15 protein-coding genes are annotated in these 14,320 nt (G+C 73.2%); 7 read left to right on the forward strand and 8 right to left on the reverse strand.

From position 1 onward, the window contains the following. Position 1 precedes the first annotated feature (1 nt). The 4 genes from AB0J69_RS48385 (at position 2) to AB0J69_RS48400 (ending at position 3,777) form a co-directional block, all read left to right on the forward strand. Positions 2–1,513: a UDP-N-acetylglucosamine 1-carboxyvinyltransferase gene (locus tag AB0J69_RS48385; protein WP_364132617.1), complete on the forward strand. Its 1,512-nt coding sequence runs from the start codon at positions 2–4 to the stop codon at positions 1,511–1,513. A gap of 68 nt (positions 1,514–1,581) precedes the next feature. Beyond that, positions 1,582–2,613 carry a tyrosine-type recombinase/integrase gene (locus AB0J69_RS48390; RefSeq protein WP_364132618.1) on the forward strand — a complete coding sequence of 344 codons (1,032 nt, stop codon included), beginning with the start codon at positions 1,582–1,584 and terminating at the stop codon, positions 2,611–2,613. Positions 2,614–2,677: 64 nt separating this feature from the next. Continuing rightward, positions 2,678–2,932, forward strand: a complete 255-nt coding sequence (locus tag AB0J69_RS48395) for a helix-turn-helix transcriptional regulator (protein ID WP_364132619.1) — start codon at positions 2,678–2,680, stop codon at positions 2,930–2,932. Between the two features lie 374 nt (positions 2,933–3,306). After that, on the forward strand, positions 3,307–3,777 hold the full coding sequence (locus tag AB0J69_RS48400) for a hypothetical protein (protein WP_364132620.1): 471 nt from the start codon (positions 3,307–3,309) through the stop codon (positions 3,775–3,777). Positions 3,778–3,921: 144 nt separating this feature from the next. Here the strand turns inward: AB0J69_RS48400 and AB0J69_RS48405 are convergent, their stop codons facing one another. The 5 genes from AB0J69_RS48405 to AB0J69_RS48425 form a co-directional block, all read right to left on the reverse strand. Continuing rightward, a complete protein-coding gene (locus tag AB0J69_RS48405) occupies positions 3,922–6,300 on the reverse strand; it encodes a LuxR C-terminal-related transcriptional regulator (protein ID WP_364132621.1) in 2,379 nt (792 codons plus the stop codon). A 212-nt stretch (positions 6,301–6,512) separates the two neighbouring features. Further along, entirely contained in the window at positions 6,513–6,944 is a 432-nt protein-coding gene (locus AB0J69_RS48410; protein ID WP_364132661.1) for an ATP-binding protein, read from the reverse strand. 5 nt (positions 6,945–6,949) lie between these two features. Next, positions 6,950–7,180 (reverse strand): DUF5999 family protein, encoded by a 231-nt coding sequence (locus tag AB0J69_RS48415; protein WP_364132623.1) that lies wholly within the window; start codon positions 7,178–7,180, stop codon positions 6,950–6,952. Positions 7,181–7,294: 114 nt separating this feature from the next. Then, positions 7,295–7,810, reverse strand: coding sequence for a hypothetical protein (locus AB0J69_RS48420; protein ID WP_364132624.1), 516 nt, complete (start codon positions 7,808–7,810; stop codon positions 7,295–7,297). Beyond that, complete coding sequence (locus AB0J69_RS48425; protein ID WP_364132626.1) at positions 7,800–8,678, reverse strand: GyrI-like domain-containing protein; 879 nt, start codon at positions 8,676–8,678, stop codon at positions 7,800–7,802. The genes AB0J69_RS48420 and AB0J69_RS48425 overlap by 11 nt, the downstream gene beginning before the upstream one ends. Before the next feature lie 70 nt (positions 8,679–8,748). Here AB0J69_RS48425 and AB0J69_RS48430 point away from each other — a divergent pair, with 70 nt between their 5' ends. Genes AB0J69_RS48430 through AB0J69_RS48440 form a run of 3 tightly spaced genes read left to right on the forward strand, consistent with a single transcriptional unit; the run spans position 8,749 to position 10,664 of the window. Continuing rightward, entirely contained in the window at positions 8,749–9,510 is a 762-nt protein-coding gene (locus AB0J69_RS48430; protein WP_364132628.1) for a MerR family transcriptional regulator, read from the forward strand. Positions 9,511–9,561: 51 nt separating this feature from the next. Beyond that, positions 9,562–9,873 carry a metalloregulator ArsR/SmtB family transcription factor gene (locus tag AB0J69_RS48435; RefSeq protein WP_364132629.1) on the forward strand — a complete coding sequence of 104 codons (312 nt, stop codon included), beginning with the start codon at positions 9,562–9,564 and terminating at the stop codon, positions 9,871–9,873. Beyond that, the gene (locus AB0J69_RS48440) at positions 9,870–10,664 is read left to right on the forward strand and encodes an SRPBCC domain-containing protein (RefSeq protein WP_364132631.1); all 795 of its coding nucleotides are present in this window, start codon (positions 9,870–9,872) and stop codon (positions 10,662–10,664) included. Before AB0J69_RS48435 ends, AB0J69_RS48440 begins: the two co-directional genes overlap by 4 nt. A 60-nt stretch (positions 10,665–10,724) precedes the next feature. Here AB0J69_RS48440 and AB0J69_RS48445 read toward each other — a convergent pair whose 3' ends face one another. The 3 genes from AB0J69_RS48445 to purB form a co-directional block, all read right to left on the reverse strand. After that, positions 10,725–11,750 (reverse strand): DUF4037 domain-containing protein, encoded by a 1,026-nt coding sequence (locus tag AB0J69_RS48445; RefSeq protein ID WP_364132632.1) that lies wholly within the window; start codon positions 11,748–11,750, stop codon positions 10,725–10,727. A 221-nt stretch (positions 11,751–11,971) separates the two neighbouring features. Continuing rightward, a complete protein-coding gene (locus AB0J69_RS48450; RefSeq protein ID WP_364132634.1) occupies positions 11,972–12,715 on the reverse strand; it encodes a GNAT family N-acetyltransferase in 744 nt (247 codons plus the stop codon). 13 nt (positions 12,716–12,728) lie between these two features. Then, complete coding sequence (gene purB / locus AB0J69_RS48455; protein ID WP_364132635.1) at positions 12,729–14,159, reverse strand: adenylosuccinate lyase; 1,431 nt, start codon at positions 14,157–14,159, stop codon at positions 12,729–12,731. Positions 14,160–14,320 lie beyond the last annotated feature (161 nt).

Genomic DNA, 14,320 nt, shown 5'->3' on the forward strand with positions numbered 1-14,320 from the left:
TGTGCGGATCGGTCGGCTGATCCGGGACGCGCGCCAGCATCGTGGTTGGACACAGCTGCAGCTGGCCGACGCCCTGGCGACGAGTCAGAGCGCGGTCAACCGGATCGAGCGCGGCAACCAGAACATCAGTCTTGAGATGATCGCCCGGATCGGTGAGGCGCTCGACAGTGAGATCGTCTCGCTCGGCTACGCGGGGCCGATGCATCTGCGGGTGGTGGGCGGCCGCCGGCTGTCGGGCAGCATCGACGTCAAGACGTCGAAGAACGCGTGCGTGGCGCTGCTGTGCGCGTCGCTGCTGAACTCCGGCCGCACGATCTTGCGGAAGGTGGCGCGGATCGAGGAGGTCTACCGGATCCTGGAGGTGCTGGCCTCGATCGGGGTGCGCGCCCGGTGGATCAACGAGGGCAGCGACCTGGAGATCGTGCCGCCGGCCCGGCTGGAGCTGGAGGCGATGGACACCGAGGCGGCCCGCCGTACCAGGAGCGTGATCATGTTCCTGGGGCCGCTGATGCACCGTACCGAGCAGTTCCAGATCCCGTACGCCGGCGGCTGCGACCTGGGCACCCGCACCGTGCAGCCGCACATGTCGGCGCTGCGCCACTTCGGGCTCGACATCACCGCGACCGGCGGCTTCTACCACGCGCGCGTGGACCGGGGGGCGGCGCCGTCACGGCCGATCGTGCTGACCGAGCGCGGCGACACCGTGACGGAGAACGCGCTGCTGGCCGCCGCGCGGCACGACGGGGTCACCGTGATTCGCAACGCCTCCTCCAACTACATGGTGCAGGACCTGTGCTTCTTCCTGGAGCAGCTGGGCGTGCGGGTGGAGGGCATCGGCACCACCACGCTGACGGTGCACGGCCTGCCGTTCATCGAGCGTGACGTGGACTACTCGCCGTCGGAGGACCCGGTGGAGGCGATGAGCCTGCTGGCGGCGGCGGTGGTGACCTCCTCGGAGCTGACGATCTGCCGGGTGCCGGTGGAGTTCCTGGAGATCGAGCTGGCGGTGCTGGAGGAGATGGGGCTCGATCACGACCGGACCGGGGAATACCCGGCGGCCAACGGCCGCACCAGGCTGGTGGACCTGACGGTGCGGCCGTCGAAGCTGGTCTCCCCCATCGACAAGATCCACCCGATGCCGTTCCCCGGCCTGAACATCGACAACGTGCCCTTCTTCGCCGCGATCGCCGCCTCGGCGCAGGGCTCGACGCTGATCCACGACTGGGTCTACGACAACCGCGCCATCTACCTGACGGAGCTGACGCGGCTGGGCGCGTCGGTGAAGCTGCTGGACCCGCACCGGGTGCTGGTGGAGGGGCCGACGCGGTGGCGCAGCGCGGAGATGATGTGCCCGCCGGCGCTGCGGCCGGCGGTGGTGGTGCTGCTGGCCATGATGGCCGCCGAGGGCACCTCGGTGCTGCGCAACGTGTACGTCATCAACCGCGGCTACGAGGACCTGGCCGAGCGGCTGAACGCGCTGGGGGCCCGCATCGAGACCTTCCGCGACATCTGACGTTCTGTCGGTGGGGGCCGCTACCGTCGTCCCTGGATCTTCGTGACGCGAGGTGAGAGGGGTGGCCGGTGCGGCCTGCGGAGCTCGACCGGTTGACGGTGGCGGAGGCGGCGGACCGCTATGTGGAGCTGGTGCGGGCCAGGACGCTGACGGGGGCGCTGTCGCCCTCGACGGCGGAGGTCTACGCGCGTGACGTGGCGACGCTGGTGGAGCTGGCCGGTGAGGCGACGGTGCTGGACGACCTGACCGGGGCCGACGTCGACGCGATCCTGCTGGCGTTCGCCCGCAAACCGGACGGCCGCTCCTCCCGTGCCGAGGAGTCCCCGGCCGACGGGGCCAGGCAGTCGCCGTCGTCGCAGGCGCGGTTCCGCCGCTCGGTCTCGGCGCTGTTCAAGCACGCCACCCTCGCCGGGTGGGTGCAGATCAACCCGATGACGCAGTCGACGGTGACGGCCAAGGAGCGGGGCGGGCTGCGGCCGGAGCGGCGCGCCCTGACCCGCGAGCAGGCCCAGGGGCTCATCGGCGCCGCCCAGGCGCTGCAGGAGACGCCCCCCGAGCCGGGCAAGCGGCGCGACCAGCGCATGGAGCTGCGCGACGCGGTGATCGTGCTGCTGCTGGCCACGGTCGGGCCGCGGGTGTCGGAGCTGGTGCGCGCCAACGTGGAGGACTTCTTCACCAACGACGGGGTGCGTTACTGGCGGATCTTCGGCAAGGGCGGCCGCACCCGTGACGTGCCGCTGCCCGGCGACGTGGCGCTGGTGCTGCAGGCCTACCTGACGCGCGGCCGGCCGGCGGCGCAGGACAAGGCGCTGCTGCTGTCGTGGCGGGGGCGGCGGCTGGCCCGCGGTGACGTGCAGGCCGTCATCGACCGGGTGCAGCGGCGCGTCGACCCCGACCAGCGCCGCTCGGTGACGCCGCACGGGCTGCGGCACACCACGGCCACCCATCTGCTGGCCGACGCGGTCGACATGGACGCGGTCCGCCGGGTGCTGGGGCACAGCGACCTGTCGACGCTGGGGCGTTACCGCGACGAGCTGCCGGGCGAGCTGGAGGTGGCCATGCGCACCCACCCGCTGCTGCGCGAGCGCCCCGCACCGTGAGCGGCTCCCCCGCGCGGGCCTTCCGCGCCGACGCCTGTTCACCTCGCGGGTATACAGTGAAGGCATGGTACGACCTCCGCTGACCCCCGAAGAGCGGCTCCGTGGCGAGCAGCTCGGCCTGGTGCTGCGCCGGGCCCGTGGCGAGCGCAGCATTGTCGAGGTCGCCGCCGCCGCCGGGATGTCCGCCGAGACGCTGCGCAAGATCGAGACCGGCCGCATCGCCACGCCGGCGTTCTTCACGATCGCGGCTCTGGCCGACGTGCTCGGCATCTCGCTGGACCAGCTCGCCGACCGTTCCACCCCCGCCGCCGCCCCCTGACGACGGCCGGGCCTCGGGGTCGGGGCGGTCCTGAGAGCGGCGCCGGTGCCGAGGCGCGTGTTCGGGCAGCGGCACGACCACGGGTGGCAGGTGTCGAGGAACAGCGTCTTCGGCCGGGCCCGCGCGGTGGCGCTTGTCGCCGCGGCGAGGCCGGCAAGGTCTTCCCGGTCGCCCCTGGGTCGCGTAGCTGAGACCGGTCTGGCCCTGGCGCGGGCGGGCTGACGGCCGCGGGGGCGCTCATGTCCAGCCGCGTGCCCCGGGCACTACGTACGCCCTCAACAGGTACCCATATGGGGATTTACCCCCTCTCCCTGGTCGCGGAGGCCGGCACATCCTGGAGACCTGGCGCCAACCCCGAAGGGGGAAGGAACGACGTGCGAACCACCACTCAGCGGCACCACGACACCCCGCACGGGCCCGCCCTGCGGCTGCCGTCCTGGAACGCGCTCCTGGCCGTCGTCAGTGGCCTGGCCGCCCGCACCGGATGGGCCCGCCAGGGCCGCGAGGTGTCCTGGAGGTTGTCGGCCCGCCCGTCGGCGGTGCCCAGCGCCCGCCGGATGACCGCGGCCCGCCTGTCGGCCTGGGGGCTGCGCGAGCATGCCTCCACCGCCCAGCTGCTCGTCGGCGAACTCGTCCGCGACACCCTCGGCCGCGGCGCCACCACCATCAGGCTCGCGCTCGGCCTGGAGGACGGGCTGCTGCGCGCCGAGGTCGAAGGCTGCGGCCCGCAGCCGGGCCCGGACCCGGACCAGCCGGTGCTGGCACGCCTGGCCTGCTGCTGGGGCGTGGCCGGCCAGGTGGCCTGGTTCGAGCTGCCCGCCAGCGGCCCCTGCGCACCGCACTGACACCCCTCACAGAACCCATGGAGAACCCCAGACCCCCCACCGGTGTCCGGGGCCGGCGGTCACCATCCAGGCCGGCTCCGGGCCACCGCCCAGCACCCCCCGGGCCGGGACGGTCCTGCCCCGGTCCCGGCCCGGGGACCACCCTCAGTCCCCCGGATCCTGCTCCGGCGGCTCCCCGTCGCGGGCCCGCTCCCCCACCCACACCGCGATCTGCGCCCGCGAGTTGAACCCCAGCTTGGCCAGGATGTGCTCGATGTGCCCCTCGGCGGTCCGCTGCGCGATCACCAGCGACGCCGCGATCTCCTTGTTGGTCATCCCCTGCGCCACGAGCCCGGCGATCTCGCTCTCGCGGCGCGTCAGCACCGGCTCCCCCTTGCTTCCGTCCAGATCGGGAGACTCCTCCCGGCGCACGTCCTCCTGCAGCGCGTACGCCACCGCCTCCTCCCGGCCCAGCCCGGCCCCGCGCCGCACCTGCGCCTCGAAGGCCGCCTCCCCCAGCGCCGCACGCGTACGCGCCTCGCACTGCTCGTGATAGCCGGCCAGATGCCCGTACCCCGACAGCGGCGCCCCGAGCGCCCCCCACACCGCCCGCAGCACCCCCAGCAGCCGCGCGGCCCGCCGATGATCCCCCTGCGCGGCCGCGATCCACGCCAGCACCTCGATCGTGACCCCCACGCCCAGCAGATCCCCCATCGACCGGTCGAACGCCAGACCTTCCCGCTCCAGCTCCGTCGCCCCCGCCAGGTCCCCCTGCCGCCACAGCTCCACGCCCAGCGCCATCATCATGTACGCCCGGTGCCAGCCCTCCCCGTGCGCCTCGCACACCGCCAGGCACTCCCGCCCCGCCTCGACGGCCTCCTGCGGCCGCCCCAGGAACGAATACGCCAGCGACAGCCGGATCAGCGCCAGCGCCAGCCCGACCACGTCACCCGTGCGGCGGTGCCGCTCCAGCGCCTCCCGGTAATGCCCGACCGCGTCCCCGGTACGGCCCTCGAACATGTCGACCATGCCGCGAAACAGCGCCACGTAGGCCAGGATCGGCTCCTCACGCAGCTGCTCGCCGATCCGGTGCCCCTCCCGCAGCATCGTCGTGGCGGCCGGCAGGTCGGCCTGGATGATCGCCAGCCAGGCCGCGGCCCACAAGGCGTGGCCGCGTACCCGCAGCTCCTCCCGGCCCGGGCCGGGGCCGGCGGCCAGTCCCCGCTCCAGCCAGCCCCGTCCCTCACCCAGGTAATAACTGGTGATCCAGTGATACAGCAGATCGGTGGCCATGCTCAGGCCGCCCGCGCAGCCGTCCGGCGTGGCCGGCCACGACTCCAGGGCGGCGCGCAGGTTGGCATGCTCGGCCCGCAGCCGCCGGAACCACCACACCTGCCCCGGCCCGAACAGCTCCGCCCGCGCCCGCGCCGCCAGGTCGCGGTAATAACCGCGATGCCGCCGCCGCAGCGCCTCCCGCTCGCCGCAGGCCTCCAGCTGCTCGGCGCCGTAGGCGCGCAGGGTCTCCAGCATCGCGTAGCGTACGCCGTCCTGGTGGTCTTCCCGCGCCAGCACGCACTTGTCCACCAGGCCGATCACCAGGTCGACGACGTCCTCGCGGGCGATGCCGTCCCCCGAGCAGACCGTCTCGGCCGCCTCCAGGTCCATCCCCCCGGCGAACACCGACGCGCGCCGCCACAGCAGCCGTTCCTCTTCCGAACATAGGGCGTAACTCCAGTCGATCAGCGCCCGCAGCGTCTGGTGCCGGGGCAGCACGGCCCTGGACCCGGCGCTGAGCAGGCGGAAACGGTCATCGAGCCGCTCCAGCAGCTGCTGGACCGACAGGGCGCGCAACCGGACGGCGGCCAGCTCGATCGCCAGCGGCAGCCCGTCGAGCCGGCGCACGATACGGCAGACGACGTCGCGGTTGTCCTCGGTGACGGCGAAGCCCGGAAAGGCGGCGCTGGCCCGCTCGGCGAACAGCCGCACGGCCTCGCTTTGCGCGAACGCCTCCAGCGACGGCCGCCGCGTCTCGCACTCCGGCAGCGTCAGCGGCGGCACCGGCACGGACTGCTCACCGGCGATGCCGAGCGCCTGCCTGCTGGTGGCCAGGATGCGCACCTCAGGCGCGGCCCGCAGGAGGGTGTCGGCCAGCACGGCGCAGGCGTCCAGCAGATGCTCGCAGTTGTCGAGGATCACCAGGGCCTGCCTGCCGCGCAGGTGCTCGGTCAGCACCGCCATCGGCGGCGCCGCGCTGCGCGTGCGGATCTCCAGCGCCTCGGCCACCACCCGGGCCAGCAGGCCCGGATCGCGCAGCGCGGCCAGCTCCACCAGCCACACACCGTCGCGGAAGGCCCGCCGCACCTCCTGGCCGGCCCGCACCGCCAGCCGGGTCTTGCCCACGCCCCCCGTGCCGGTCAGCGTCACCGCCCTGGAGGCGCCCAGCAGTCGCCGGACCTCGGCCACCTCGTGCCGACGTCCGACGAAACTCGTCACCTCCGACGGCAGCCCGCCATTGTGGCGGCCCCGGGAGGCTGTGGTCGTCACCGCTGTCATGGTGCCTCTCGACGACGCGGGCGGCGGGTCACCATGGCGCCGCGACCCCCTCGTCGCCACCAGGTTATGTCCCGCCCGCCGCCCAAGGGTGCCCTGGTCAAGAAGCCACAGGAAGTTTTGACCATGTCATGGTGACGCGGCGGCCCGTGCTTGACGGACCGCCGCGCCAGGGGATCGCGGCCGGCAAGAGGCGGGTCCGGCCGCTAGCCCGGCACGGCGACCAGCCGTACCGGGGGGAGGAGACCGCGGTCCCGGTGGGGTGACGACCGGGTCACCGGGGCGGGCAGCTCGAACCACACGACCTTGCCCCGGCGCGTACGGGTGCTGCCCCAGGCCGAGGCCAGCGCCGCCACCAGCGCCAGCCCCCGCGACCCCTCGTCGTCAGGGGTGGCCGCCCGCGGGCGGGGCAGCCCCGTCCCGCCGTCGCCGACCTCGCAGCGCAGCACGCCACCGGCGGCCGACAGGCGCAGCCGCACCGGCCCCCCGGCGTGCTGGACCGCGTTCGTGACCAGCTCGCTGACCAGCAGGTCGGCCGGCTCGTCCGGCACGCCCCAGTCGCGCAGCGTGGCGCGCGTCAGGCGGCGCGCCACGGGCACCGAGACCTCGCACGGCGCCAGTGTCCACGCCGCCGACATGCGGTTCACGCGGCCCGTCCCGCCTGGCCGCGGTGGGCGGGCAGACCCCGCCCGGCGGGGCGCGGGTGCGCCGGCGCGATGCTGCGGCCGTCCGGCAGCAGGTCGCCCGTGTCCTCGAAGCAGACCACCCCGTTGCACAGCAGCCCCCACCCCTGCTCGGGGTGGTAGGCCACCAGACGCGCCGCCTCGCGGTCGGCCGCGTCCGGGGACGGGCAGGGGGGCTGGTGGTGGCACATGGTGTTCGTTCCTCGTTCCCCGCTTCCAGCGGATCGCGCTTCCCCTTCACCCTGCCGCCGCACGCCACCCCGGAAAAGGCGAGAAATCCCCGTTCGGGTACCTGTTTCGCGGACCTAGGTACCCGGACGTACCGGCTGCCGCAGCACCGTACGCGGCCACGGATCGTCCAGCGCCGTCAGATACACCTCATGGTGCGGCCCGTTGGCCACCAGCCCCCGCTCGGCCATGAACCGCTCCATCACCGCCAGCGACACATGCTCCTCGCTGAACGGTCCCTCGTGAACCACCTCCACGCACTCCCCCTCCGTGAACGACGACACTCGCACCCGATCGACCGCCGCTCCCGACACCCGCGCCGCCTCCCGCGCCCGCTCCACCGCTCCCGGCTCCGGCACGCCGCCCAGCGGCAACAGCAGATGCCAACGCCACCGCTCCCGCGGCACCTCCAGCGCCGGCCCCTCCTCCTCCACCCACCACAACCCCTCCAGCGGCCCCTGCGGGCCACCCATCGCCGAAGCCACCGCGTACAGCGCCCCGATCGCCGACATGTGCTCGGCCTCGCCAGGCTCCCCCACTCCCGTCACACTCAGGCACGTCACCAGCCCGTACGACGTCAGCTCAGGACTCATCGCTCTCCTCCAGACAGACCATCAGATGGGTCACCAACTCCTCCGGCGAGGTCACGGCCGGATCCGACACGTACACCTCCCGGAGCGGACCCCGCACCACGTGCCGCCGCTCGGCACACCACGCCAGCACGGCATGCGCGGTCAACGAAATCTGCTCATAAGGCCCCACATGCGTGGCGCAGGCGAACGTCCCGCCCGGCAACACCCGCAGTTCCAGCCCACCCCCCGGCCGGCAGTCGTCCTCCAGCACCAGGGCGACCGACACCTCCACGAGCTCACCCAGATCCACCGGGAACAACCCCACCAACCGCACCGGCCCGGCCGCCCCACCGGCCGCCCCACCGGCCGCCCCACCGGCCGCCCCACCGGCCGCTCTGCCCGGCACCCCGCCCGCCGTCACGACCTCCAGCAACCGCCTCACCGCCAGCGACGTCGCCCGCCCGATGTCCTCCGTCCCCGACGCCCGCTCCCGCACCACCGCCACCCGCCGCGCCCGCTCCGCCACCACCCGCACCCGCGCCGCCGGCAACCCCTCCGCCATCACCCGCTCCAGGCACGACAACGTCCGCCGCCGCCGCGCCAGCTCCTCCTCCAGCGACTCCCGCACCCCCTCCAGAGCCGCCGGCGCACCCGACAGCACCTCACCCACCACCGCCAGCGGCACATCCAGCGACCGCAGCAACCCGATCGACAACGCCACCCGCGCCTGCGACGCCCGGTAATAGCGGTAACCCGTCTCCCCGTCCACATACGCCGGCCGCAGCAACCCCAGCTCGTCGTAGTGCCGCAACTGCTTCACACTCAACCGCCCCAGACGGGCGAACTGCCCGATCGGCAACAGCTCCTCGTCGTCCACACCCACCAGCATGAGCCCTCCCGCAGGGGGAGAGTCCAACCCGGCTTGACCCTCACGCAACGTCACCCGGCAAGCTGTCACCATGAGCTTCTCCGTGGGCCAGGTCGCCAGACTCGCCGGCATCACCGTGCGCACCCTGCACCACTACGACGAGATCGGCCTGCTCACCCCCGGCGAGCGCACCACCGCCGGCTACCGGCGCTACACCGACGCCGACCTCACCCGCCTGCAGCAGATCCTCCTCTACCGCGAGCTCGGCTTCCCCCTCGAAGAGATCGCCGTCATCCTCGACGAGCCCGCCACCGACGACCTCACCCACCTGCGCCGCCAGCACGAGCTCCTCACCCGCAAGGCCGAGCGCCTGCACGAGGTCATCACCGCCGTCGAGCGCGCCATGCAGGCCCGCACCAGCGGCATCACCCTCACCCCCGAAGAACGCTTCGAGATCTTCGGCGGCTTCCGCCCCGAAGACCACGACCCCGAGGTCGAACGCCGCTGGGGAAACACCCCCCGCTACGCCGAAAGCCGCCGCCGCGTCGCCGGCTACACCAAGGCCGACTGGCTCCAGCTCAAAGCCGAAGCCGCCACCATCAGCGACGACCTCGTCGCCGCCTACAAAGCCGGCCTGCCCGCCGACGGCGCCCACGCCATGGACCTCGCCGAGCGCCACCGCGGCCACATCACCCGCTGGTTCTACGACTGCCCCCACGACATCCACACCTGCCTGGGCGACCTCTACGTCCAAGACCCCCGCTTCACCGCCACCTTCGACGCCCTCACCCCCGGCCTGGCCACCTACTTCCGCCAGGCCATCCACGCCAACGCCCGCCGCGCCACCCCCTGACCCCCATACATGCAGTTGCGGGCATATAACCAGTCCGGTATATTCCCGGCCATGCCCTTCGACGTGTTGGCCGAACCCACCCGACGCCACATCCTCGACCTCCTCCTCCAACGCCCCCACCTCGTCGGCGAACTCAGCGACCACCTCGGCCTCACCCAACCGGGCACCTCCAAACACCTGCGCGCCCTACGCCAAGCCGGACTCGTCACCGTCCGCAAAGACGCCCAACGCCGCTGGTACGAACTCCGCCCCCAACCCCTCGCCGAGATCGACGCCTGGCTCACCCCCTACCGCAGACTCTGGAACACCACCCTCGACCGCCTCGAACACCACCTCGACACCATGGAAGACCACACCCCATGAACGAGACCCTCACCCTGCACCCCGACGGCCGCACCACCCTGCGCCTCCAGCGCCGCCTGCCCCACCCCCCGGCCAAGGTCTGGCGCGCCATCACCCAACCCGAACACCTCGCCGCCTGGTTCCCCGCCGAGGTCACCATCGACGGCGACCGCATCAGCTACGGCTTCGGCCCCGACGGCACCATCACCGAGAACGACCCACCCCACACCTTCGCCCACACCTGGGGCGACGACGAACTGCGCTGGCACCTCCAGCCCGACGGCGCCGGCACCCTGCTCACCTTCACCCACACCTTCACCGACCGCCACGGCGCCGCCAGCTTCGCCGCCGGCTGGCACACCTGCATCCAAGCCATGCTCGCCCACCTCGACGGACGCCACCTCCACCAGCCCGCCGAACCCGACCCCGCCGACTCCCGCCGCCTCCACGAGGACTACATCGCCATCCTCGGCCTGCCCTCCACCACCACCGACCACGGCAACGTCCGCGTCGAACGCCAGCTCACCCGCCCTGCCGAAGACGTCTGGCACCGCCTCGACGGCCCCGCCGCCACCCCCGGCAACCCGCCACCGGCCCCCTTCACCGTCCCCGGCCTCCAGCCCGGCCCCGTCACCCGCGCCGAGACCGCCAAACTCCTGGAGTACGACACCCCCGGCGGCAGCGTCCGCTGGGAGCTCACCGAGGGCACCGGCCAGGGCCCCCGCCTCATCGTCACCCACACCGGCGACACGGCCCTCCTCGACGCATGGCGCATCCGCGTCGAGGACCTCGCGGCTTCCCTGGCTGCTTGAGGGATTGAAAAAGGGCGAAGGACAAATCCTCTCAACCCTCGCCCTTTACAAAGTAGATCACTACGCGGTGAGACCCAGCACCGCCGCCGTCACCGCCCGCGCCCGCCCCGGCACCACCAGCAGATCCACCGAATCCGACAGCTGATCCACACACCCCGTCACCGGCAGTCCCCTGATCACCGGATCCGACACCGCCGCCATCAGCGCCTCGGCGAACCGGTCCCCACCGATCACCCGGAACGGCCGGTCGTAGAACCCCCGCACCCGCTCGTCCAGCCGCTCGGCCAGCCCGATCCGGTTCTGCAGCGCCGCCAGCCGCGCGTACGCCGAGGCCAGCTCCGCCTCCCGCTCCCGCCACGAACGCGCCGCCACCGCGGCGCCCAGCGACTCCCCCAGCTCCGCCGACCCGGGCAGCCGCGCCAGCGCGCTGCCCAGCCATTTCGCGTACGGCGGGTAGCGCCGCCGCAGCAGCAGCGCCAGCCGCATCACCTCCCGCGCCAGCCGCGCCCCCACCACGGCCGACCCCAGCTCGTCCCCCACCTCACCGCACCGGCCGGGGAACGGCTCCTCCTGCGCGATCCGCCGCCACTGACACGCCAGCACGTACCGCCACACATCCTGCGGATACCACCGCAACGCCGCCCTGACCGCCTCCAGCCCCGGCTCACCGCCCCCGTCCGGCAGGCCGTCGTGGAACACCTGCCCGCGCGTCACCTCGGCCAGGCTCTGCCACGGCGCCGACAACCAGTCCAGCAGCGACACCCCGTCCCTCGGGTCGAACCCCAGCTGCCCGCGCAGCCAAGCCCCCAGCTCCGTCACCATCACCCCGGGACGCACCTGCCCGTGATAACCGAACACGGTCGGGAACCCGCCGAACCGCTCCGGCAGCCCCGCCACCACCTTCTCCTCCACCTCGGCCACCCGCCCCGCCGCCACGAACAGCAGCACCCGCGGCCCCCAGTCATGATCGGCGGACCGGGCCGTGTCGAACTCCAGCACCTCCGACCCGGGCCCGATCAACGCCGCACTATGCGCCACCCCCGACAGCAGCGGCGCCACCGCCTCGCCGTAGAAGGCGCGCGACAACTCAATACCTGGTACAAAATCGGACATCACCCCGTCAACTCTGCACCAGCCCACCCCGAACCTCACCCGATTTTCCGCGCCCCGGCACGGGCGCACTCCTCCGCATGAGCGCCGGCCCGGCCGGGGGGCACCGCCGAACCGATGCACCGGCAGCGTGACGATGGCCCGGGCCACCGCCCGCCCTCGGCGGCGTCCAGCCCGTCCCTTCACCACATCCCGGCTCAGCCGGACACGTAGGACGCCAGCAACCGCCGCCGCCGGTAGCCGATCCGCTCGTACACCCCGATCGCCGCCGCGTTGCCGTCATCCACCATCAAAGCCGCCCGCCCGTGCCCCGCCACCAGCTCCCACGACAGCCACCCGCACACCAGCCCCGCCAGCCCCCGCCCGCGGAAGCTCGCCCGGGTGGCCACCCCGGCCAGCAGCCCCACCGCCGGCGCCGACCACGCGTCGGCCGCCACCGCCGCCAGCACCCCGCCGACGCGCACGCCCGCCCACCGGCGCACCCCCGCCTCCCCGGGCACCGCGTACGACTGCGGCGCCTCGGCCGCCAGCAACGCCGCCACCTCCGGCTCCGCACCACCACCCAGCCACCCCACCCCCGCCCCTGCGCCAGGCGCAGGGGCGAGCGCGTCGCCGGGCAGGCTCATCCAGGAGAACTCCCCGTCCTCCTCCAGCCCGTCCAGCTTCGCCGTCACCTCACGCACCAGCCCCACGTCCCCCAGCGGCCGGTACGTCGCCCCCAGCTCCCCCAGCGCATGCCGCACCAGCTCCACCGCGCACGACACATCGCCCCACACGGCCAACCGATCACGCCGCGACACCCCCGGGCAGCCGGCCACCACCGCATCGCCCAGCACCCAGGCCCGCCCGCCCCCGCGCAGGCCCTGAGCCGCCCACACCACCAGATCGTCGTCCCCGCACGCGGCCCGCACCTCGCGGTCCGAACGCAGCTCCCTGATCAACGCGGCTCCCTGATCACAGGATCGACCCCGGCCGGTACGCGGCCGCCTCCGGACGCGCCGCCACGACCTCGCCCACCGCCCGCGAGACCGCCTCCACCTGATCGGCCGCCGCCCCCGTGAACGACACCCGATCGGCCAGCAACTCCTCCAGCCGCGCCCGGTCCAGCGGGAAACGCTCGTCGGCGGCCAGCCGGTCCAGCAGCTCGTTGGCCGCCCCGCGCGAGCGCATCGCCAGCGCCGCCGCCACCGCGTGCTCCTTGATCAGCTCGTGCGCCTGCTCACGGCCCACCCCGGCCCGCACCGCCGCCATCAGCATCTTCGTCGTCGCCAGGAACGGCAGGTAACGGCCCAGCTCGGCCGCGATCACCGCCGGGAACGCGCCGAACTCGTCCAGCACCGTCAGCATCGTCTCCACCAGCCCGTCGAAGGCGAAGAACGCATCCGGCAACGCCACCCGGCGCACCACCGAGCACGACACGTCGCCCTCGTTCCACTGGTCACCCGCCAGCTCGCCGACCATCGAGGCGTAGCCGCGCAGCACCACGGCCAGGCCGTTGACCCGCTCGCACGAGCGGGTGTTCATCTTGTGCGGCATCGCCGAGGAGCCGACCTGCCCCTCCTTGAACCCCTCGGTCACCAGCTCCTGACCGGCCATCAGCCGGATCGTCTTGGCCAGCGACGACGGCGCCGCCGCCAGCTGCACCAGCGCGGTGACCACCTCGAAGTCCAGCGACCGCGGATAGACCTGCCCCACGCTGCTGAAACGGTGCTCGAAGCCCAGGTGGGCGGCCACCCGCTCCTCCAGCGCGGCCAGCTTGGCCCGATCGCCGCCCAGCAGGTCGAGCATGTCCTGCGCCGTGCCCACCGGGCCCTTGATCCCGCGCAGCGGGTAACGGGCGATCAGCTCCTCCAGCCGCCGGTAGGCCACCAGCAGCTCGTCAGCCGCCGTCGCGAACCGCTTGCCCAGCGTCGTGGCCTGCGCCGCCACGTTGTGCGAACGGCCCGCGATCACCGTCGCCTCGTGCTCGGTCGCCAGCGCCGCCAGCCGCGACAACAGCGCCACCACCCGGTCACGCACCAGCAGCAGGCTGTCACGCACCTGCAGCTGCTCGACGTTCTCGGTCAGGTCGCGCGAGGTCATGCCCTTGTGCACCTGCTCGTGCCCGGCCAGCGCGTTGAACTCCTCGATGCGGGCCTTCACATCATGCCGGGTGACGCGCTCACGCGCGGCGATGGAGTCCAGATCGACCTGCCCGACCACCTTGTCGTAGTCGTCGATCGCCCCCTCGGGCACCGCGACCCCCAGCTCGGCCTGCGCCCGCAACACCGCCAGCCACAACCGCCGCTCAGCGATGATCTTGTATTCGGGCGCCCACAGGCGGGTCAGCTCCGCCGAGGCATACCGGCCGGCCAGGACATCAGGGATACGCGGCTTGGAAGTCACGTTGGACAAGTGTATTCACACACCTGCCGGCGCACGTCACACGGGACCCACCCCGCACACACACGCGCGGGCCCGCCCGTACGGCACGCAGTCCGTACGGGCGGGCCCGCGATCTCCCGCGCCGCATGAGGGGTCGGCGCGGGAAACCACACCGGCGTCAC

The sequence above is a fragment of the Nonomuraea sp. NPDC049709 genome, from assembly GCF_040674815.1.
Taxonomy (GTDB): domain Bacteria; phylum Actinomycetota; class Actinomycetes; order Streptosporangiales; family Streptosporangiaceae; genus Nonomuraea.

What these genes read in the sequence shown, in the direction of transcription:
- AB0J69_RS48430 (WP_364132628.1), top strand. Translation starts at nt 8,749, where the DNA reads ATGAGCTTCTCCGTGGGCCAGGTCGCCAGACTCGCCGGCATCACCGTG.
- AB0J69_RS48420 (WP_364132624.1), bottom strand. Translation starts at nt 7,810, where the DNA reads ATGAGTCCTGAGCTGACGTCGTACGGGCTGGTGACGTGCCTGAGTGTG.
- AB0J69_RS48440 (WP_364132631.1), top strand. Translation starts at nt 9,870, where the DNA reads ATGAACGAGACCCTCACCCTGCACCCCGACGGCCGCACCACCCTGCGC.
- AB0J69_RS48415 (WP_364132623.1), bottom strand. Translation starts at nt 7,180, where the DNA reads ATGTGCCACCACCAGCCCCCCTGCCCGTCCCCGGACGCGGCCGACCGC.
- AB0J69_RS48410 (WP_364132661.1), bottom strand. Translation starts at nt 6,944, where the DNA reads ATGTCGGCGGCGTGGACACTGGCGCCGTGCGAGGTCTCGGTGCCCGTG.
- AB0J69_RS48395 (WP_364132619.1), top strand. Translation starts at nt 2,678, where the DNA reads ATGGTACGACCTCCGCTGACCCCCGAAGAGCGGCTCCGTGGCGAGCAG.
- AB0J69_RS48425 (WP_364132626.1), bottom strand. Translation starts at nt 8,678, where the DNA reads ATGCTGGTGGGTGTGGACGACGAGGAGCTGTTGCCGATCGGGCAGTTC.
- AB0J69_RS48435 (WP_364132629.1), top strand. Translation starts at nt 9,562, where the DNA reads ATGCCCTTCGACGTGTTGGCCGAACCCACCCGACGCCACATCCTCGAC.